The organism is Gilliamella sp. W8126 (assembly GCF_016102185.1).
In the GTDB taxonomy this organism is placed as follows: domain Bacteria; phylum Pseudomonadota; class Gammaproteobacteria; order Enterobacterales; family Orbaceae; genus Gilliamella; species Gilliamella apis_A.
In genome coordinates, this window is sequence record NZ_JACFPE010000006.1 from 57441 (window position 1) to 79390 (window position 21950).

Below are 21950 nucleotides of genomic sequence, written 5' to 3' on the forward strand. Positions count from 1 at the left end.
ATCCCTACTATTCCGACTTTTTACTTATCTGCACAGTAAAAAGCTTAACAAATTTCTGTTAGGAGTTCGATTATGAGCATGAATTACAGCACCTTCTCACACGTCCATAATGATCAACTTAAAGAGCCAATGTTTCTTGGTCAACCGGTAAATGTTGCTCGTTACGATCAACAAAAATATGAAATGTTCGAAAAGTTAATTGAAAAACAACTTTCTTTCTTTTGGCGTCCTGAAGAGGTCGACGTATCGCAAGATCGTATTGACTATGCAGCGCTCCCAGAACATGAAAAACATATATTTATTAGTAATTTAAAATATCAAACTCTGCTCGATTCCATTCAAGGTCGAAGTCCAAATGTGGCGTTATTACCTTTAATTTCTATTCCTGAACTTGAAACATGGATAGAAACTTGGTCATTTTCAGAAACGATTCATTCACGTTCATACACCCACATTATTCGTAATATCGTTAATGATCCATCGGTTGTATTTGACGATATTGTGACTAATAAAGAAATTCAAAAACGGGCTGGTGATATTGCAGGCTACTACGATGAATTAATTAGTTATGCTAGTTATTATAATTTGTTAGGTGAAGGTAAACACACTGTCAATAATCGAACTATCACTATTGATCTACGAGAGTTAAAAAGACGACTTTACTTATGCCTAATGAGCGTTAATGCGCTTGAAGCGATTCGTTTTTATGTGAGTTTTGCTTGCTCATTTGCCTTTGCAGAACGTGAATTAATGGAAGGTAATGCCAAAATAATCAAACTGATTGCTCGTGATGAAGCATTACATCTAACCGGTACACAGTTCATGATTAATACCCTAAGAAGCGGTGAAGATGATCCAGAAATGGCCGAAATCGCTAAAGAGTGTGAACAAGATTGTTACGACCTCTTCTTACAAGCTGCTAATCAAGAAAAAGAATGGGCTGAATATCTATTTGAAGGTGGTTCAATGATTGGTTTAAACAAAGATATTCTATGCCAATACGTTGAGTATATTACTAATATTCGTATGCAAGCGGTTGGTCTCAAATTACCATTTGAAGTAAAATCGAATCCAATTCCATGGATCAATAACTGGCTTGTTTCTGATAACGTACAGGTTGCGCCACAAGAAGCTGAAATGAGCTCATATTTAGTTGGACAAATCGATTCAGAAATTAGTGAAGATGATTTAAGCGATTTTACCTTATAATTATTAATCGCAAAAACCCCTTTCCTCAAATTTTTTATTAAAGGAACCTTATCGGTTCCTTTAATATTATTAATCAATTATGCACAACAATCATTGCTTCTACATTAAACTATCAAAGCATAATTTAACTATATTTAAAGCCGTTAATGACGTCAATTCTTCTGCCATGATTTTTAAGCCACTTTGATAGTAAACACGCGCGTCAAAGCATGTCGTCAATGTATCATTTGGTAGCCAAACGATTACAACACTTGTTACTCAAGATGATATTATTGCTAGAACTGAACATGTGATTTAATTGAAAAATAACTCATAACCCCCTAAAGCAAAGACCTACTAATGTAGGTCTTTTTTGTAATGATTTTATTAGTTCTACTAAGTAATAAGTTAAAATCATTTTTTCGCAACCGGTTGGATCCACATTTGCTTATTTTTAAAATCAATTTTAACTCTGTTTTTACTTAAAAAGTCAGCGCCTAATAATCCGTCAGATTGAAATTCATTAGGAAATGAATCAATTATTATTGGCAGAACGCTATCATTCGCGACATTATTCACATCAAGTGATATAGATTTAAAATTATCTTCAGGATCGCTTATTGTAATTGATTCCGGTGAAAGTGATTGTTGTTTGATGAGTGATACTGTCGCCCCTGTATCTAAAACCATTTTATAATTCTTGATACCGTCAGACAGAGTCACGACCAAACCTTCATCATTTAAATCAAAGGGGATAGCAACCCAATTTGGATTTAAGTCGGTTGAAGTATCATCGGATATTGTTAAATTACTTTCAGGATAATTGATAGTTAATACATAATTATCAAACAATTTAAGGCCAATAACAGCTTTAAATGCATTGCTATCCTCACTATTATCATTATCCATCGGATCACTCGAAATAAATAACCCCCAGTCTTTATATTCAACCACTTGCACATTATTAAAGATAAAAGAATTTAACACTAACTTATCGATGATAAATGCTCGCAGTTCTGTGACATTACCAGAAAGATCAGTATTTCTGATTTTTTCAGGTTTTTCGGTTTTATTAGGAATCTTATTAATTAAATCCATGGGTAGATGTAAAGCTATTTTCGAACCCGTATCCAATGTCATGGCAATTTTTTCACCTTGAAAATCCATCATGATTAAAGGTAAATTATATTTGTCATCAAAATTTAGATCCCAAGTGACTTCAGCACTTTGTGCAAAGTGACTGATAAACAACATAATTAAAAATAGTATTTTTTTATTCACTTAACTTACCTCATTGTATTCCCATTCCTAATGTCTCTTTTTGATTTGAAATTATTAAAAATATTTATTATTTATCCTTTGTTTTTTAGCCATTTTAATCGTTTCTAATTGATATACAACAATATAATGTCTATATCGTGATTTTTTTTCGTACTACTGATTATGGAATGTTCTTTATTGCCCGATCACCCAATACTCGGATGTTATTATTGGCAGAACGGAAAATGTTATTTAAACAACAGATAATCGACCTTTATCTACTAGCTAAACCACTCAGTAAGCTAATAGAATAAAAAATCAAGCTTAACTGATTTAATACTCTTATTTACCCGCAATAAATCATATTTGATGGTATAGACTTCTCAATTATTTTTACAAAAAATATTTACTCATCAATTTTAAAAGTCGCGAATGGATTGAATAAACGTTATTGCTTAATGTTATTGTATGAAAACTGTTGTCATTCCAGCTTGACACTGCTTTAAAATCGGTGGACGATATAACAATTCGATTTTGCTAATTTGATATGATGACTATGACTGATGCGCATTTGTTTTATTCTATCTCTCCGCTTGATTTTAGTGATGAGCAAATAACTGTCCCCTATCTAAAACAGCAACTAAATGCGTTTCAACAATGGTCAGTGACCCAATTTAAAAATAACGCCGATATTGATGACTTAGTTCATCTGCGCAGTCAGTTTATTGATCAGCTACTTCAACGATTATGGCATTATTATCGAATTCCCGAACAAGTTTCATCGCTGTTTAAACAAAATCGCATTGCTCTGATTGCAGTTGGTGGTTATGGTCGAACCGAACTTCATCCATTATCCGATATTGATATTTTGATACTAAGTGATAACTCACTAACCAAACAACTGGAAAAACAAATTGGTGATTTAGTCCGTCTACTTTGGGATCTGCATTTTGATATTGGCCACAGCGTTAGAACGTTAAAAACCTGCTTGCAAGAAGCTAAAAATGATATCACTATCATGACAAACTTAATTGAATCAAGATTAATTGCCGGAAGTGAGTCATTACTTAATAAGCTCCGATGTGAAATTTTTAGCGATAAAATCTGGCCTTCTCCAGCTTTTTATCAAGCCAAAATGCAAGAGCAACAAGAAAGACACCAACAATATCACAGCACTACCTATAATTTAGAGCCAGATCTAAAAAATAGTCCAGGTGGTTTACGTGATATGCAAATCATCCAATGGGTTGCAATCCGACATTTTGGCGGAGAGTTTTTAAAAAAAATTGCCCAGTTTGACTATTTAACGCCAGAAGAAGTGGCCGAATTTAAGACTTGCCGCAAATTTTTATGGCGCATGCGCTTTGCGCTTCACTGCGTGATCAACCGCTATGACAATCGTTTATTATTCGATCGTCAACTAAGTATCGCTAAAATGTTGGGCTATAGTGGTGAAGGCAATACACCGGTTGAAAATATGATGCATGATTATTATCGTGTTGCGCATAATATTACCGAACTCAACCAAATGCTTTTACAACTATTTGATGAGTCATTATTAAAACGTTACTCATCACAAAAGACCTATGATATTGATCAACATTTTCAAGTCAGAGGCAACCTAATTGATGTTAAACATAACAGCGTGTTTACTGATAACCCGCTGATGATCCTCAATCTGTTTTATACAATTTTGCTTAATCCGCAAATTACAGGATTATATTCTAATACGATTAGGCAACTTCGTTCTGCAAGACGAAGACTCAATTATTTACTTAGTGAAACGCCAGAAGCAAGAACATTGTTTATGAAAATCATCAAACATCCAGATGCAATTAAAAAAGCCATTTTGCCAATGCATCAATATGGTATTTTGGCGGTGTATATACCTGGTTGGCAGCAAATCTCAGGCATGATGCAATTTGATCTGTTTCATGCTTATACGGTCGACGAACATACTATCCGCTTATTGCTAGAACTCGATCGTTTAAAAACCGAAGTGGGTAAAGAAAAACATCCTAATAGTTCAACTGTATTTGCCAAACTATCTAAACCTGAATTACTGGTAATAACGGGATTATTCCATGATATTGGCAAAGGTCGACATGGTGATCACTCGGAAATAGGCGCTAAATTAGTCGAATCTTTTTGTCAATTACATGAACTCGATGCGAAAGATACCGATTTGATTGTTTGGTTAGTTCGTTATCATTTATTGATGTCGGTAACTGCGCAAAGTCGAGATCTCCAAGATCCCGATGTTATTCGCGAATTTATTCAATTAGTAAAAAGCAAACGCCGTTTACATTATTTACTCTGTTTAACGGTTGCCGATGTTTGTGCTACTAATGAAACCTTATGGAATAGTTGGAAGCAGAGCTTAATGCGTGAGCTCTACTTAACCGCTAAACGATCATTTGATTCGGGCATTCATCAAATACCAGAACAACGAAGTGTTGCTCGTCAACATAAACAACAAGCACTAACTGAATTGCTGGCACAAAATTACGACGAGCAAATGATAAAAAACCTTTGGCAAGATTATCGTGTCGATTACTTTTTGCGCTATAGCGCTGAACAGATCGTTTGGCACGCTCAACTATTATTAAATCATGATTTGAATCAAACATTAGTTTCGATTAATTCCAATCCATATCATGGTGGCAGCGAAATCATCATCTACTCATCTGATAGACCTTTTTTATTTGCCGCAGCATGTAATGCGTTAAGTATGTTAAATTTGAGTATTCATGATGCATTGATTATTACTAATAAAAATGGATTTGCATTAGATACCTTTATTGTGCTTGAACCTAATGGGCAAATTGTGCCAGAAAATCGACATCAAGATATTATCCAAGCGCTACATAAAGTACTACATCAATCAGTCTACAAAGGCGTGACAATAAAACCGGCTAAACAGCGACTACGTTCGTTTTCTGTACCAACACAAGTCAACTTTATTTCGTCATTTAACGAAAACCAAACTTATATGGAACTCATTGCGCTTGATAAACCGGGTTTACTTGCTTGTGTTGGTGAAGTGTTTGCAAAATTAGACTTATCGCTAAGCAGTGCTAAAATAGCCACAATTGGCGAACATATTGAAGATCTGTTTATTCTAACCGATAAACACAATAAAGCCCTTGATGATAACACCTGTCAAAAACTAACCGAATCGATAGTTGAAACTATTGATTCAATAAATTAATTAACCAAAAAGTTTAAAGTTAAAATTATGCAATTTTTCCTTATTTTGTTTCCTATTTTTTGTATTTTTATTGTTGGATTTATTGGTCAAAAGATTCTTAATTTTGATGTTGCTAATCTCTCAAAGATGTCGCTATATGTGTTATCACCCTTTTTGGCATTTAAAACATTTTATACACATACCTTAACCAGCGATTATTTAATCTATATTGCTTATCTCATTGGACTCTGTTTTTCCTTGGTTCTTATTGTCAGCATCTGGTCAATGATAATGAAGTATTCGGTCAAACAACGCTGTGCAATGATTTTGAGTTCGTGTTTTATGAACAATGGTAATTATGGTACACCAGTACTACTGGTTTTTTTTGGCACGATCGGTTTTGATCTAGGTGTCATAATGATGGTGTTACAACAATTTGTTATGAGCACTGTTGGCATCTATTATGCAGCCAAGGGCAGCACACATAGTGATATTGTCAGTCAAAAAGATGTCATTAACAAAGTAATTAGAATGCCGGTTGCCTATGGTGCCTTTGCGGGTATTCTTTTCCAACTGTGTCAAATACCATTATCAAAATCGATTATGACTTCGATTAGTATGATCGGTGATTCTTCCATTGTGATAATTATGATTATTTTGGGCATGCAATTGGCCAAAATCAAAATTAAACAACTTGATTATCCAAAACTTTCTTTTGCTTTAGTAACGAGGATGGTGATATCACCGCTGGTCGCTTTTGCAATGGTCTATTTTATGCCTATTACTCCAATGGCAAAACAAATCCTTATTGTTCTAGCGGCAATGCCAAGTGCTGCCAATACCACACTAATGTCAGTTCAATTTGATACTAACCCAGCACTGGTATCAAGTGCTACTTTAGTCAGTACTTTATTGAGTTTAATTACACTACCAATCGTTCTCTCTTTAGTTGGTGCACCAATCCCCTTTTAAATAGAAGCGATGCATCATAGATACTTTAAAATCTGCTAGCTAAATCCTGATTAAACATCAGGATTTAGTTTTGATAAAACTTAATCGTTACTCAGCCACTCTTGCTCAAATTGATTAACAAATTCAACTAAAATTTTATGGCGTTGCTCGGCGATCTGTTTAGCTGTGTCGGTATTCATCATATCTTTGAGTAAAAATAATTTTTCATAGAAGTGATTAATTACTGTATTGGGCTGTTTGTAATTGTCTTCATTAAGTTTCGTTCTAGGTGGAATGTTTGGATCGTGCATAATATTATGCTTATTACCACCATAATAAAAAGTACGACCAATACCTATTGCGCCAATAGCATCAAGACGATCAGCATCTTGAACTATTTGTCCTTCCAAAGATAACTCGTTTTTTTGCAAAAGATTTTTCCGATAAGACATATTTTCGATAATAGCAAAAATAGCGTTAATCTCGTTAGTGGTTATCTTTAATAATTGCAGATAATCACGCAATTCAATTATTGCTTTATCAACATCCTCAACCACTTTCTCATCAATGACATCATGCAAGTAAGCACTCATCAATACAATAAATGCATCTGCTTGTGGCTGATCATTAAGGATTTTTTCGGCTAATTTTACAACTCGTTCAATATGCGCCATATCATGACCCGAAAAATCATGCGAAAGCTTTTGTTGAACAAATAGTTTAATCGAATTAAGAATTAGTTGTTGTTGGGCAGTTATTCGGTTGGTCATTTTATTAGGCTTAATTAAAAATAGTAATGATAGATTATATTTGATCGAGATATTATGTATATTACCGCAGTTAAAATCTAATCGCTATTGATGGTTTTAGTTAATACTTTATCAATCAGTCATTTATTCTTGCATAAAACCAAAAAAATCAATTTAAAATGAGTTAAAAATTATATTTAATATCATTATTGATGATTATTTAGACTGATTTACCAAAAAATTCCTTGCATTTAATGTTTTTTTTATATTTTTTTTAATTTCTTTCGATTGTTTTCACTAATTACGAAAGGTAGAATGCTCCAATCACAATTTATTATCAATGCAAATAACTGGAGTTGATTAAGTGAAAATATCAGCACGCAAAGTTTTGCCTTGGCAACTTATAGAATGTTTCACTCGATATCGTCAATTTATCGCTCTACTATTTGGACTCACTATTTTTTGTATCGCACTGGTTGTGTGTTGGCATTTATTACAATCAATTAACCTTATCGATTTACAATCAGCTCTGCATAAACTGCCTTACCATGCAATTTTACTAGCATGTCTATCGGCGATAGCGAGTTATATTATGTTGATGGGTTATGAATGGTCAGCTGCACGATATGCAGGCGTTGATTTAAAACCATCGACAATAGCTACTGGTGCAATTTGTGCCTCCGCCATTGGTAATGCAGTCGGGTTATCCGCCCTATCCGGCGGTGCAATTCGTTGTCGGCTCTACTTTAAATATGGATTAACCACCATAGATGTTGCTCGCATGTCGATTTTTGTTAGCCTTTCGTTAGGCCTTACATTACCCTTAATTGCCACAATTGCTGCATTAATACATATACAAAATACCATGCTAGCGCTACATATCTCGGTAATCACTATTGAATTAATCGCTAGTGCAGTATTGATCATTTATGCTGGTGTATTGTTATTTTTACATGCGCACCGATTAGCAGAAAAACCCAATAAAGATACTTGGCTATATCAAATTTTCCATTGGCAGATCCGTTTACCTAACTGGCAATTAGCCAGTGGACAATTTTTAATTACCTTAATCGATGCCATTTTAGCCGGTGCTATTCTCTATTTTTTACTCCCGAATCAACCAAACTTTATTACCTTTATTATGATTTATATCTTGGCATTAGTTGCTGGGATACTTAGTCATGTTCCTGGTGGAGTTGGCATATTTGAAGCGGTTATATTAGCGGCATTTTCATCACAAATTGATACTGCATCATTAACGGTTGCTTTGGTCATTTACCGTCTAATTTATATCATATTACCATTGATTCCTGCCGGAATTTTACTGCTAATTAACGAAGGAAAACACTTGTTAACCGCGCCTCAAGTTAAGGAAACCGATACCGGTATTGCGGCAACGATTATGGCCACCTCGGTATTTTTTGCCGGAGTAGTCATGATGTTTTCAAGTGTTATACCTGGCTTTAATCATGATTTTTTCGGCACTTTTTTTCCGAAAAAAATTGTCAATTTTGCTCATTTAACCACAAATTTAATCGGGGTTTTATGTCTACTAATGGCGGTAGGATTACGTCGCAGACTTTATTCGGCATGGGGAGTATCGGTTATATTGTTGATATTAGGCAGTATCTGCTCATTGCTAAGAGGTTTACACTGGATCGAAGCAGCGACATTATTAATAATAGCCATACTATTAATCAATTTTAGGCATGCTTTTTATCGTAAAAGCCGATTAAGTATTTTACCTTTTTCATTAAAATTCTTTGCTATCAGTTTTGGTTTAATTGCCTTATTTGTTTGGCTAATCTTATTTATTTATCAAGATATTCCTTATAGCCATGATTTATGGTGGCAATTTGAGTTAGATAGCCGAGTTCCCCGAGCATTACGTGCAGCATTAGGTAGTTTTATCTTATTAAGTGGCGTAATGTTATTTTGGTCATTTAAACCGGCATTACCTATCTTGAAGATTCCGACTGAAGAGGAGCTAAGTGAAGCCTATCAAATCATGCTTAACTCAAAACAACCTGAAGGCGGATTAGCGATGAGTGGTGATAAGTCACTGCTCTTCAATCAATCACATACTGCTTTCATTATGTATGCAAGGCGAGGAAGAAGCATGGTTGTGCTATATGATCCTATTGGCAATGATAGCACAGCTCGGGCTGATTTAATCTGGGCATTTAGAGATCTTTGTGATCAACACCATTTACGTCCGGTTTTCTACCAAGTTAAAGCAAACAATTTACCATTTTATATGGATATCGGTCTTAGAATTGTCAAACTTGGTGAAGAAGCCTTAGTTAATTTAAAAGAGTTTAATTTAACCTCTAAGGGATATAAAGATCTTCGATATACTTGGAACCGTGGGCAACGGGATGGGCTTAGTTTAAGATTTTATCCACCGGGTACTGCACCAATTGATGAATTGAAAGCCGTCTCCGATGCATGGTTAAAAAATAAACATACCAAAGAGAAAAAATTCTCATTAGGGGCTTTTTCTAAATCCTATTTAGATAATTTCACGGTTGCCGCAATTGAATATCAGGGGAAAATTATTGCTTTTGTGAATTTATTAGAAACCCAGCAAAACTATAGTGCTAGTATTGATCTAATGCGAGTTTTACAAGATATTCCAAAATCGACCATGGAGTTTTTAATGGTTGGTTTAATTTTACATTATCAAGAAAAGGGTTATCAGTATTTTAGTTTGGGAATGGTACCACTTGCCGGCATGCAAAGAAGACGTGGTGCACCAATGATCCAACGTTTAGGCGCATTAGTCTTTCGCCGAGGTGGCCGATTTTATAACTTCCAAGGCCTACGTCGGTTTAAAGAAAAATTTGCAACGCATTGGCAACCCCGTTATATGGCGGTTCCTGCCGGACTCGACCCCTTAGTTGCTTTAATTGATACTACCATGTTAATTTCAGGTGGCAAAACAACATTAACTAACCAGAAGAACTAATCAAATGAAAAAAATCATACTTTATGTTTTATTATTCATTATTTTAGTATTCATTACATTTTGTATTGCTAAAGGTTGGTACAGTTATAAAAACCAACGAACTGCTTCGGTTAATACTTTTACAATTAATCAAAACTTTACTATCTTATCTGCTAGCCCTAGACAGTCAGCAGAAGCTTCAGCAATAATTGTTGCGACACAAGATAATCACTTTACCGCTAATCAATTATTAACCTTATCTGAATCAATGGGTGCTAAATTGGTGCAATTTGAATTACAACCACAAGGAAGTTGTGCCGAACAACAAACACGCTTTGAACAAGCGAAGAAGATCTTAAATGAGGATAAATTTACTGTTGCCGGCATGCAAGAAGGTGCAGCTTTCGCTTATCGTTGGTTAAGCAAACAACAAGATGATGATGCTAAAGCTTTATCCATTGAGTTTACTTTAGATCATAAAGATTGCGACGCACCATTACCTGCACAGGCCAGCCATGGAACATGGCAGGTTATTTGGAACAATCCACCTGATGAACAAGTGGCTATTTTTCCTCGCCAACAAAAACAGATTAAAGTAACCACGTCAATTGGTGAGTATCAAGCGTCACCAAGCGAACTGTTAAGTTTACATTTATCCTCGATTTTATTTGGTAAACATGAACCATTACCTGTCATTGAATTACCAGCTAAAGCTAATCCACAACATCCGAATAGTGCTACCTTTTATTATTCAGGTGATGGTGGTTGGCGAGATTTAGATAAAGTTTCAGCAGAATATATGGCTTCACATGGTTATTCGGTGGTTGGGGTCGATGCGTTAAAACTTTTTTGGCAACATCGCTCGGTTGAACGTAGTGCTAAAGATCTGACTTATTTAATGCAAGAATACCGTGATAAATGGGGTGTGAATAAATTTGTACTAGCGGGTTATTCTTTTGGTGGTGACATTTTACCAGCACTATATAATCGCTTATCCAAAGCAGATCAACAAAGCGTTCAAGCATTGATCATGATTGCTTTTTCTAAAGATGCTAATTTTGAAATAGAAGTCAGTGGTTGGCTGGGGCAATCTGGCGATGAAATGAAAACAGCAGCAGAGGTTGCGCAGATTCCGGAAAAGAAATTATTCTGTATCTATGGCGCAGAAGAGAAAGATGATAGCGGTTGCCTACAACCGGAGATGAAAGGCGAAGCATTTCAACTACCGGGTGGCCATCATTTTGATGAAAATTATCAGCACTTAGGGCAAATTATTATGCAAGCTATCGACAAACGTATGCAATAAATGTGGCACTTTAGGTATTATTTTTTAAATAAAAGCATTAATAAAAAATTATAAAAATATTAATGCTTTTTAAGTTTGATTTTACCTTCTGATAAGAATACGCCACCAAGTGTAAATAAGGTACCTATTGCCGCAATCCATGTAAAAGGTTCATCTAAAATTAATACTGCATTAATAATTGTCAAAATTGGTACTAAATAGATATAGATGCTAATTTTGACCGCACCCACTAATTTTACCGCATAGTTCCAAGAGGCAAAGCAGATAGCTGAAGCACCGACGCCTAAAAATAAGATATTCATTAAGTTTATTGGTTGCTCAAATCGAGAAAAATTCCATTCAAAATTAAACAAATACAGTGCGGGTAACATAAACATTAGACCATAAAAAAAGAATCTTCGCGTCAATAAAATAATATTGTAACCATAGTTACTACTTTTTTTAGTTAAAATTGAATAACACGCCCAAAATAGGCAAGCAAACACCGCCAGTAAATCACCAAGCGGATTAACCGATAATACAAACTGACCATTGAAGCTAATTAAGGCTATACCTATCATGCCGAATAGACAGCCGATATAAAATACTTTCGCTGGTTTTTCAGCCTTAAGGAAAAAGATGGCCAATATAGCAGTAAAGACTGGAGCTAGTGTGGTGATCACACCAACATTTGATGCGGTAGTATAGGTTAAAGCAATATTTTCACAAAGAAAATAACAAGTGACACCACAAAATCCAGCGCCAAGGAACATCAACTCTTGTTTAATCCCTTTCCAAGTGAAAAAGCGAGGTGCTAACAACCAAAGCGTGATATAGCCTAAGGTAAATCGAAAAAAGAGAATTTCAATCGGTTTAAAATCTGTCAGTAAAACTTTGGTGGCAATATAAGTGATTCCCCAAATAAACACTGTCATCAGTGCGATTAGGTGGCCTTTTGTCCTTGATGAAAATAACATAAAAATTCTCTCTGCTCACTTATTAGTATTTAAGCACCATCCATTACCTTATTACTTAGTTACCAGACTAAATATACCAAATAAATTGAGAATAGATAAAAGGCTTGATAATAATAAAAATAACACTATTTATTAGAATAATGAAAATCGCTAGATATTAACTTGCTGTTAATAATTGTTCAATATATTTTCATATATCGATTATTTATGTAGATTATATAATTCTATAGCAGGACTAGTTAGCACTAATAAAAATTGTAGGCAAAAAAAATCCACTCAAAATGAGTGGAGGGCAAAAAAATGAATTAACGTAATCTGAATATATAGACAGACTAAATCACAAAAAGTTCCAATTAATTTCAAAAAAATTTAATATTTTTCTAAAAAAACATTATATTATATTGATTTATATAAATAATTATTTTAAAAAATATTTAAAAAAATATAAATATTTCTCATTTTTCAGCACATAAAAACTAATTTGCTTAAAACTTAATTTCATTGCAAATTTAAATAATCTAACGCTATACTGCGGTAAAAATAGTCTATATAGCTATATAGGAGTATTTATGAAAAAGAATGTTGTTTTATTTAGTAAAATTCCAGCTGATCAGCAAGAAAGACTAGCGCAAGCTTTCAATCTAACACTATTTCAAGGTGATCCCAAAACCGATATTAGTGAATTTATCCAAATATTAGCCAATGCTGACGGTATGATTGGATCTAATATTCCAACTCGGATTGATGATAATTTTTTACAACAAACCCCTAAATTAAAAGCGGCGGCGACAATTTCAGTCGGTTTTGATAATTATGATTTGCTTGCTTTGAAAAAACATGGCGTCCGATTAATGAATACTCCGAAAGTTCTCACTGAAAGTACCGCTGATCTCATTTTTACCTTACTCATGGCTACCGCTCGTCGAACCGTTGAATTATCTAATCTTATTCATCATGGTGGCTGGAATAAAAGCATCACATCTGAGTATTTTGGTACAGATATTTATGGTAAAACCATTGGTATTTTAGGCATGGGTCGCATTGGTCAAGCCATAGCTAAACGAGCACATTGTGGTTTTGATATGAACATCATATATTATAATCGTTCAGCCAATACCTATATTGAACAAGCCTATCATGCTAAACGTCTTGAACTAGATGATGTCCTTAAACAAGCTGACTTTGTTGTTATCATTTTACCGCTAACCGATCAAACAAAACGACTTATTACTAAACAAAAATTAGCGTTAATGAAATCATCAGCTATCCTTATCAATGGCGCTCGAGGTGCAATAATTGATGAACAAGCGCTCTATGAAGCATTAAAAAATAAAACAATTAAGGCTGCTGGCTTAGACGTTTTTGAAGTTGAACCATTAGCCAAAGATTCGCCATTATTAAAACTTGATAATGTTTTATTATCACCACATGTCGGTTCAGCAACCACTGAAACTCGGTATGCCATGGCCAAATGCGCTGTTGATAACATTATTTCTGCGTTAAAACCAGAACAACCAACTGAAAATTGGGTTAATCCAGAAGTCGGGTAACTTGTATTACTGCTTGAATTCACCTATAATGCCCCAATATTGTCTATAAACAACAATCACAATTGGGGCTGATTCTGGATTCGACGGGATTTGCGAAACCCAAGGTGCATGCCGAGGTGCGGTAGGCCTCGTAAATAAACCGCAAAAAAATAGTCGCAAACGACGAAAACTACGCACTAGCAGCTTAATAACCTGTATAGAGCCTTCTCTCCCTAGCCTCCGCTCGTAGGACGGGGATCAAGAGGAGTCAAACCTAAACGAGATCGTGTGGAAGCCTTGCTTGGGGCGGAAGCATTAAATTTAATCAAGCTAGTTTATCAGTGGCGTGTTTGTCCGCAGCGGGTAAGCGAAATTCAAAGACAAACTACGCATGTAGTACCAAGGATGTAGAGATTTCGGACGCGGGTTCAACTCCCGCCAGCTCCACCAACAAAAACCATATAAAATCAAATAATTAAAAATTAACGCGCTGTTTCTATATATAAATCGACTACACACGAACTATATTAACGCCCAGAAATGCACATAATTTATGCATGCCGTCATTTTCATTCGAACTAACCCACTGAATTTCATGCCAATAATTTACTATTTAATGACTTCCTTTTAAATCCTTTAAAACATATCAAACCAAAAGATAACATTAACCTGTATTTGGAAATATATATCCCAAAGTGCAAAATAAATTGCGCCTATAGTAATATTACTTACCATCTAATCTAAGTTTTAAGGCTGTTGCAAATTTTGCAGAAATTCCAATTTAGGTTTAATATCAGTTTGGTATTAATAATAAAAACATATCAATCTATTATTACTTAAATCTAAGTTATCTATAATATAAAAAAGGATATTTATGAGACGCAAAGATAGAGAAATAACTAATCTTGATGAAGTGATCGATATTTTAGAGCATACTGATGTTATTCGTTTAGCCATGAATAATGGTGATTATCCCTATATTGTTCCAGTCAATTTTTGTTATGAACTAACAACAAATAATCAACTTATTTTTTATATTCATGGCGCAAAAGTTGGTACTAAAGTTGAACTACTCAGACAAAATCCTTTACTTAGCTTTGAGCTAGATACAGGGCACCAGTTAATTACTAATGAAAAAGCCTGCAAATATTCCTTTGATTATGCCAGTGTTATTGGCAATGGATGTGCAACCTTTATTGAAGAACCCACCGCAAAAATAGCGGCGTTACAAGTAATGTTGAATAAATTTGCTCCTAATAAAACATTCTCTTTTACCGAAAGTGATGTTAGACCAATTAGCGTCATAAAAATTGAAGTACAAGCTTATACAGCTAAAAAACATTAAATTATAAAAGTTATATCAATGCCGGTAAAAAACTCTAAAATAAGTGAGTATTAAAAATACCCAATTTTAAGGGTCACTTTTTATTCTGGGAGTAAAAATGGGGTATGATAACAAATATAAAAAAATTAATTATTTACTGAAAAAGATTCAAAAGTCTTTTTTAACCTCCACTCCTAAAAAATAACTTAAAATAAAACATTTATAAAAACCTACTACACACGAACTATATCTGTCCTCAGAAATGCACGTGCATTTATCTCATTGGAATAAAAACGGAAAATTTCATGCCAATAATTCAATATTAGTTAGCCTAAGTCATTTGGTGAATTAATATTGAAGTTCTGAAAATTATTATTTAGAAACATCCAAAACAAAAATGTCTATCTTTCCATCAAGTTCTTTTGGCATTTTTTCTTGTATGCTTACTTTTAATTCTTGAGCATTATTTATCGAATGATTTTTTTTGTTAGCTACTTTTTCTTGTTGACCAAACCAAAGAACAAGATATATACCTTGTTCCTCTGCATTGGGATGTATTGAATAATGTTCATATAATTGTTCTGACGCTGCAGTATAGAGATTAGGATGCCATTGACCTTTTACTTCAATAACCAGTAAATGTTCTTGTCCATTTAAAGATAATGTCGCGGTAAAATCACACCGATTATTCTGACTCATATAAGCCTCAATATTGAGTATAATATCTAAAGGAGCTAAATAAGGCCTAAGCCAGTCAACAATCCTATCACGTGCAGTATTTTCATCTACTCTTTGATCTAAGTGATAGAAAACATTGACAGGGTTAGTTCCAAGACCTATTAATTCTTTCTGATAACATTTCAATTTTTCAATTAAATAGGCTCGCAAACCTTCTACACTAACAATTTTATTATTATCGAGAAAATCGGTTATATCTTGTATCTTAGGAGGTAAATAATTATTCAAAATTAAATTTTTCTTAGCTTCATAACGATGATGAAGAATATATTTATGTAGTTTTTCAAAGCGGGGATCAATTAATAGTTTATTAAAAATATCAAAGCAATTTTTGTGATCCTTATCTATATATTTTATTAAAGCTACTAATGTACTATATTCTTTTTCTTCTCTGGTATTATCACTAGACCAAGCTTGAGTTTCTTCGGTTGGCACACAAACATCTATAAAATAATCTAGTATTTTATAAATTTTCTTTGCCGTTAATGTAGGCCAATTTTCTTTATAATCAGTCCAACCAGATACCAAATTATAAAATAAAATTATTGTTTCTGGTTCTTGCTTTAAATAACACCAAACTTCATCAATATCATCATCTAAAAAAAAGAAAGCAGCTTCAAACCAAAATTTCTTTTCAGTTAAGCTATTTTGTGTAGGTGGTCCAATAATATTATCATTCGTAATTAGGAAGTTTTTAATTTTTTCATCAATGATGGCAATAAGTTTATTTTCTTCATGATTCTTACATAAAAAAGTAAATATCACCTTTAAATTATCTATATTCATTCTAGGATACAATTGAATCCACTCGATACAATATCTAATGTTTATAGCTTCCCAACCATCCATATTTAACAACCAGCTTAACGAAAGTATGCTTTCATGGTAATAAATAAATTGAGGAACCATATATCGTTGAATAAATAGTTCTTTATCTGCATTAGATTGAAATAATGTCTTTTTTATTTCATTAATAAATAAATTTTTCTCTTTTTCAACTATTTCAGGAAAACTAACATTATGTCTTGGAAATAATAAAATCAAATACTCTTTTGATATTTGATTTAAATTTCCATTTTTTTTAAAAATAACATAACTAGTTGCAAAAAGGATTATTATTGAATCATAAAAATTATTAGATACTGTATTTTTTAATGATAATCTTTCTAAAGAGGGTAATTTAGACTTGAGAAGTTGTAAGCCATTAATAAGTGCTTCTTCAATAAATTTTGTATCTTTATATTTAATAATCTTTTGTCTATCAACTAAATACCCCTTAGCAAAAAATGTTAACCAACCCCAATCTTTTCCGTTATAAATAATAGATTCATGCTTATCTAGATATTCTTTATTATGCTCAAAACGAGCTAAATTTCTTTTTTCAGCTAGTTTTAATTTTCTAGCTAATTTTTTTCCCCATTTAGCAGTTATCTTGTCCTTTTTCTTAATCTTTCTTTCAGCAACATCTTTAGCCCATATTTTCATAAAAGCGTCATTTTGTAATGCTTGTTGACGTAAATTTCTTCTATAAATTATTTGTTGTTTTTTATTATTTTGATACCAATAATAATTATGAGAAAAAAATAAAAGCCTCCATAGTTCCATATTATTTGAATTGAAAGCATAATCCAGAAGTTTAATGCGGTCTTCAAAATTTACAATTATTCCAGAATGAACTATTTGATAGTTAGCTATATGATAAAAATAACTGAAACAATCTAATTCGATCAAATTGATATAAATGTTATATTTTAAAATCGGATTAGATAAAAGTGTTGTTACACTTACGCTGTTACATACTTTAGTTGTTTCTGTATATCGTAGATCTTTTAACCACAGTGCCAATTTATGTACATTATAATTATCATCGACCATCTCAAAATAACGATCCAATAAATGCCCAATGATTTTACTAATCCCTACTTTACATTGGCATTTATACTCTTCTTTCGAATGGCATATACATTTAATAGTTGGCGTTAAAGCATCAAGTAAATTTGTTATATGCTCTAAACTAAATGATTGTATTAATTTATAAATAAAATATCGTTCACCTATAACTATTTTTCTGCTTTCTTTTTTGGGATAAAGGTCAGCTAATTTTTTAAAAAGATGGATTACATTTTCTTCGCCAATAGTATGAAAACCAAATTTTTCTGTAATAGTAGAAGCATATTGTAAATCATATTCTCCGCAACGTTTAACTAAACGTTGGAAAATAGATAGAAAAGGCCAATTATTATTTGAATCTCTGATTAATGCTTCCAAAGCAGTTCTTCTAATATAAGCAGATTCATCTAAATTCATTAATAATGTAATAAGTTCGTCCTGAAATAAAGCTACTGATTCCGAGCCTTCTATTAACGATACCAATAAAGATTTTAGATCAAAATCTATATTATTACTTAAAATAACTTCTTTAATCTTCGAAGCCATACTTTGTGAAATAAAACCTTTAAAATTAAAACTACGATGCCAATCACTTGCTCTAAAAAAAGGATTTTCTTTACCTAATTTAATTAGTTCATTGATTAATATATCTTTACTAGATTGTGATAGTAATAATGGATCTCCATTTGCAATACACGCATAAGGATCGAGCTTAATTATTTCCTGTTGAATGGTTTCGTTACCTAGTGATGCCATCCAACCCAATAACCCTCGTAATTCGGTTCTTACAATATTATTAGGAGCGATAATGGAAAAACAGCTATTCAATGTTATCGCATCACTTGGATTTTTTATTCTTTTAACTAAATAATTAGCAGCACAATATTCAGCTACTATTCTATGTATAGGTTCATAAAGATATGAAGAATCTACTTGTTTAAACAACCCTGTATCTAAAATTTGTTTTATCTTTTTAGGTTCAACTTTACTTAAACCAAATAAATAATGAAAATTATCGATTTCAGTTTTTTCTGAAAGGCTAACACCAGACTCTCCTGATAGTAATATTTTTGTAAAAATTTCTTCTGCAAAAATTATTAAATCATCTGTTTTACATCTATCAAATGAAGGGGTATTAGTATTATGTTCTTGTGCTAGGTATTTTATTGAATTATTAAAAACATCTGATTTTGTCCCAAAACTTAACTCTTTTTTATAAGCTACAATAAAAAGATATAGTAATTGAGGATTACTAATTAATGTTTCCAAATCTAATATGGATAATTGCTCATAAAAATCAGAAAAGTTGCTTTCCTCACAATGATAATTAAAAAAACATCTTTGTTCATCAATGTCTAATGGTGATAAATAGTATGTTTTGATTTGTTCTGGATTAAGTTCTAAATAATCACAGATCAATTGTGTATTACGTATATCATCCCATTCACTAGATCTACTTGATAACACAGTGATCTCTGGATTAATACTTTCTATTTTTGTCAAAATAGATTCAATGGCGGATTTTTCATTTAATTTAGCCACTTCATCAAATCCATCAATTATAAGTACTTTTTGTTTATCAATAGATAATTTGGTTTTAATGACATTTGCTCTATAAAACTTAGTTTTATACTGTTTTGCAAGATTTGATAAAAGGGCTGTTTTTCCGGCACCTGGTTCAGCTAATAAAATTATAAATTTATATTTAATTTGAGATGAAAAAACTTCATTTTGTTGAATTATATTGCCATTTTCTTTTAATTTTCTTGATATGTAAAAATCAGACATCAATAATTTCTCTTTGTTAGTATTTATATATCATCAAATTAATTTGGTATTTTATTTTTTACAAAACCTGCTTCACCAAACTCATAATATATTCTAAATTTTTAGTATCAGATACAGTTAACTCATAATCACCAGTCGCCCAATGACCAACATTTGAAACGTCTTTTGTTAATTTTTTAGGATCGTCTAGATTACCTTTTTTAGCATTAATCCAGATTTTTAATGATTTATTTTGTAAGTGTATGGAGACGATATTATTTTTGCCCTGTTTAAAAGCAACATAAAGTTTTTTAGGTGAGATTTCTAGATCTGTCGATAAAGCTAAAATAGCGCTCTTAAAGCTTTCGTATAGTTCGAGTACATCATCTGATTTACCATTTAAATGGTAATCTTCATCATAAACAACTAATTCTCTGGTCACCTTATCTAATGCTGAATCTTTGGTATGTTGCACTTGTTTAATACTTGGAGCTGATTTAGAGCGTTTGATGGGATTAATCGAAATTAAGTCGTTATCAAACCGTTTAATTTCCCATAGTTCAATAGCTAAATCTTTAAAGTTAGTCGATTGTTTTTGATAGTCAGTAAACGCAGGGGAAACAAAGATAATTTTACTTTGCGACCAATCAATTTGATTGCGTTTCAAGTTAGCTTGACAGGATTCATTATACTCAACAATAAAGTCAGCTTGATAATCGAGCATAAGGTTTAAATAGGTCACGCCTTGATCGATAACACTAAAATTACGTTCACGTTTATACTCAATAATAACAAAAGCATTTGCTTCGGTATCATAAGCTAAGGTATCAATTCGGTAATCTTTAATTTTGAATTCAGATTTTACAAAGGTTAAATTACCAATTATATCTAAATTCTTCTCAAATAATGTTTGGATTTCTTTTTCTAATTTAAATGGTTTCTCTTTTAAAAGAATAAGAGATTGTTTTTTATTTGAGAAAATTTGCATTTTTTATCCATCAAAAAAATTATTAATACTTAATTGTTTGTACAATTATTCACCTGATGATTATTTTAACAATAAAAATAGTATTTATACAAATGACTAAATCTCGAAAAAGTTTAGATATTCTTTCTTATTTCCCCAAATAAGTATATATCGATAATAACTATTTACTCGAATATATAAATATTATAAATTTTCTTATTATGATGATCCGATTAAGATATGAAAATTGGCTTTATAATAAATATTAATAAAGCCAATTAAAACTCATTTATTAATCAACAATAACTCTTCCATTTAATGGCTGTACTGGGCGGTTGTTGTTGTGATGCATGATTGAGTGGAATTTTTCAATTTGTTGTTCTGAGGCGGTTACTGGTTGTTCTAATACAATCCACCTTACACCTTCTGTACACGGTGGTGTTGTTAATGATCCACTAAAGCGATAATAATCGAGTGTTTTAGGAAATAATGTATTGATATCAATAGTTTTGTCTAAAATTGCTTTGTTATCCACTTCCGCAGGCATTTGCTGCCAAGCTTTTGCAATTTCAGGATTCGCTTCACCATTATTAAACATCAAGGCAACGACGGTAAGCGCACCAGCTTTATTTTTGTAAACAAAGTGGGCTTCCATTGGATAACTTTTATCTTTAATAGTATTTTCACTTGGACTATGAAAATGGAATTGTTGTAACGTAAAGGTTTGCTCATCTAATATTAACTGATTATCCCCAGTAACATTAACCTGAATAGTGTGTCCGTTATTAATAATTTCCTGTTTACTAGGTTTAAATGAGAACTTTAAGTTTTCATGCTCTGTTTTTAATGCATGATCAATATTGATCGGTGACTGATTTTTACCATTCTCACAGGTAGAATACTCTGGTGATAATTTACCCCAGTTTTCTGGTTTTTCTTGACCTTCATATCCCCAATGAGATGAATGTCCTGAAGCGGCACAAGATAAGCTAGTTGCCATTAATACTGCAATTACTACGTTATGTTTCATGTTGATTTCACACTTTGGTATTAATTGGAGGGAGGCTGAATTATACCCTGCAAGAATAAGGCTTTCCAGCTAAAACACGCCTTATAAAAAATAATTATATATCGCTGTTCAAACATGGTTAAACGGCGAATTAATAATGTTTATGCAGATAAAAGTGA

General features: G+C 32.7%; 13 protein-coding genes and 1 other RNA gene. 8 read left to right on the forward strand and 6 right to left on the reverse strand.

The annotated features are described in order from the left end of the window. Positions 1-78: 78 nt before the first annotated feature. Positions 79-1209 (forward strand): class Ia ribonucleoside-diphosphate reductase subunit beta, encoded by a 1131-nt coding sequence (gene nrdB / locus H3S74_RS10330; protein ID WP_110448536.1) that lies wholly within the window; start codon positions 79-81, stop codon positions 1207-1209. 393 nt (positions 1210-1602) lie between these two features. On the opposite strand, the gene H3S74_RS10335 is transcribed toward nrdB, so the two are convergent. Then, on the reverse strand, positions 1603-2469 hold the full coding sequence (locus H3S74_RS10335; RefSeq protein WP_198247829.1) for a hypothetical protein: 867 nt from the start codon (positions 2467-2469) through the stop codon (positions 1603-1605). A 535-nt stretch (positions 2470-3004) separates the two neighbouring features. Between H3S74_RS10335 and glnD the strand changes: the two genes are divergently transcribed. Together glnD and H3S74_RS10345 are read left to right on the forward strand one after the other, a co-directional pair. Further along, a complete protein-coding gene (gene glnD, locus H3S74_RS10340) occupies positions 3005-5659 on the forward strand; it encodes a bifunctional uridylyltransferase/uridylyl-removing protein GlnD (protein WP_198247830.1) in 2655 nt (884 codons plus the stop codon). A gap of 27 nt (positions 5660-5686) precedes the next feature. Further along, positions 5687-6610, forward strand: a complete 924-nt coding sequence (locus H3S74_RS10345) for an AEC family transporter (protein ID WP_086362308.1) — start codon at positions 5687-5689, stop codon at positions 6608-6610. Positions 6611-6690: 80 nt separating this feature from the next. Here the strand turns inward: H3S74_RS10345 and H3S74_RS10350 are convergent, their stop codons facing one another. Next, entirely contained in the window at positions 6691-7359 is a 669-nt protein-coding gene (locus H3S74_RS10350) for an HD domain-containing protein (RefSeq protein WP_198247831.1), read from the reverse strand. A gap of 343 nt (positions 7360-7702) precedes the next feature. Here H3S74_RS10350 and mprF point away from each other — a divergent pair, with 343 nt between their 5' ends. Continuing rightward, a complete protein-coding gene (gene mprF, locus H3S74_RS10355) occupies positions 7703-10306 on the forward strand; it encodes a bifunctional lysylphosphatidylglycerol flippase/synthetase MprF (RefSeq protein WP_198247832.1) in 2604 nt (867 codons plus the stop codon). A 4-nt stretch (positions 10307-10310) separates the two neighbouring features. Next, entirely contained in the window at positions 10311-11591 is a 1281-nt protein-coding gene (locus H3S74_RS10360) for a virulence factor family protein (protein ID WP_198247833.1), read from the forward strand. Between the two features lie 59 nt (positions 11592-11650). Here H3S74_RS10360 and H3S74_RS10365 read toward each other — a convergent pair whose 3' ends face one another. Next, positions 11651-12547, reverse strand: coding sequence for a DMT family transporter (locus H3S74_RS10365; protein ID WP_198247834.1), 897 nt, complete (start codon positions 12545-12547; stop codon positions 11651-11653). Positions 12548-13116: 569 nt separating this feature from the next. Here H3S74_RS10365 and H3S74_RS10370 point away from each other — a divergent pair. From H3S74_RS10370 to H3S74_RS10380, 3 genes are all read left to right on the forward strand, one after another. Then, positions 13117-14097, forward strand: coding sequence for a D-glycerate dehydrogenase (locus H3S74_RS10370; RefSeq protein ID WP_198247835.1), 981 nt, complete (start codon positions 13117-13119; stop codon positions 14095-14097). A 64-nt stretch (positions 14098-14161) separates the two neighbouring features. Continuing rightward, positions 14162-14526: a transfer-messenger RNA gene (ssrA, locus tag H3S74_RS10375) on the forward strand. Positions 14527-14950: 424 nt separating this feature from the next. After that, a complete protein-coding gene (locus H3S74_RS10380) occupies positions 14951-15421 on the forward strand; it encodes a pyridoxamine 5'-phosphate oxidase family protein (protein ID WP_198247836.1) in 471 nt (156 codons plus the stop codon). A gap of 351 nt (positions 15422-15772) precedes the next feature. On the opposite strand, the gene H3S74_RS10385 is transcribed toward H3S74_RS10380, so the two are convergent. From H3S74_RS10385 to H3S74_RS10395, 3 genes are all read right to left on the reverse strand, one after another. Then, positions 15773-19816 (reverse strand): NACHT domain-containing NTPase, encoded by a 4044-nt coding sequence (locus H3S74_RS10385; RefSeq protein ID WP_198247837.1) that lies wholly within the window; start codon positions 19814-19816, stop codon positions 15773-15775. A 58-nt stretch (positions 19817-19874) separates the two neighbouring features. Then, positions 19875-20783: a DUF5655 domain-containing protein gene (locus H3S74_RS10390; protein WP_198247838.1), complete on the reverse strand. Its 909-nt coding sequence runs from the start codon at positions 20781-20783 to the stop codon at positions 19875-19877. Positions 20784-21054: 271 nt separating this feature from the next. Continuing rightward, positions 21055-21792 carry a carbonic anhydrase gene (locus tag H3S74_RS10395; RefSeq protein ID WP_198247839.1) on the reverse strand — a complete coding sequence of 246 codons (738 nt, stop codon included), beginning with the start codon at positions 21790-21792 and terminating at the stop codon, positions 21055-21057. Between the last annotated feature and the right edge of the window lie 158 nt (positions 21793-21950).

Bases quoted from the DNA above. Each gene is read 5' to 3' on its own strand.
- nrdB (WP_110448536.1), top strand. From the start codon at position 79: ATGAATTACAGCACCTTCTCACACGTCCATAATGATCAACTTAAAGAG.
- glnD (WP_198247830.1), top strand. From the start codon at position 3,005: ATGACTGATGCGCATTTGTTTTATTCTATCTCTCCGCTTGATTTTAGT.
- H3S74_RS10345 (WP_086362308.1), top strand. From the start codon at position 5,687: ATGCAATTTTTCCTTATTTTGTTTCCTATTTTTTGTATTTTTATTGTT.
- H3S74_RS10350 (WP_198247831.1), bottom strand. From the start codon at position 7,359: ATGACCAACCGAATAACTGCCCAACAACAACTAATTCTTAATTCGATT.
- H3S74_RS10360 (WP_198247833.1), top strand. From the start codon at position 10,311: ATGAAAAAAATCATACTTTATGTTTTATTATTCATTATTTTAGTATTC.
- H3S74_RS10365 (WP_198247834.1), bottom strand. From the start codon at position 12,547: ATGTTATTTTCATCAAGGACAAAAGGCCACCTAATCGCACTGATGACA.
- H3S74_RS10370 (WP_198247835.1), top strand. From the start codon at position 13,117: ATGAAAAAGAATGTTGTTTTATTTAGTAAAATTCCAGCTGATCAGCAA.
- H3S74_RS10380 (WP_198247836.1), top strand. From the start codon at position 14,951: ATGAGACGCAAAGATAGAGAAATAACTAATCTTGATGAAGTGATCGAT.
- H3S74_RS10385 (WP_198247837.1), bottom strand. From the start codon at position 19,816: ATGTCTGATTTTTACATATCAAGAAAATTAAAAGAAAATGGCAATATA.
- H3S74_RS10390 (WP_198247838.1), bottom strand. From the start codon at position 20,783: ATGCAAATTTTCTCAAATAAAAAACAATCTCTTATTCTTTTAAAAGAG.
- H3S74_RS10395 (WP_198247839.1), bottom strand. From the start codon at position 21,792: ATGAAACATAACGTAGTAATTGCAGTATTAATGGCAACTAGCTTATCT.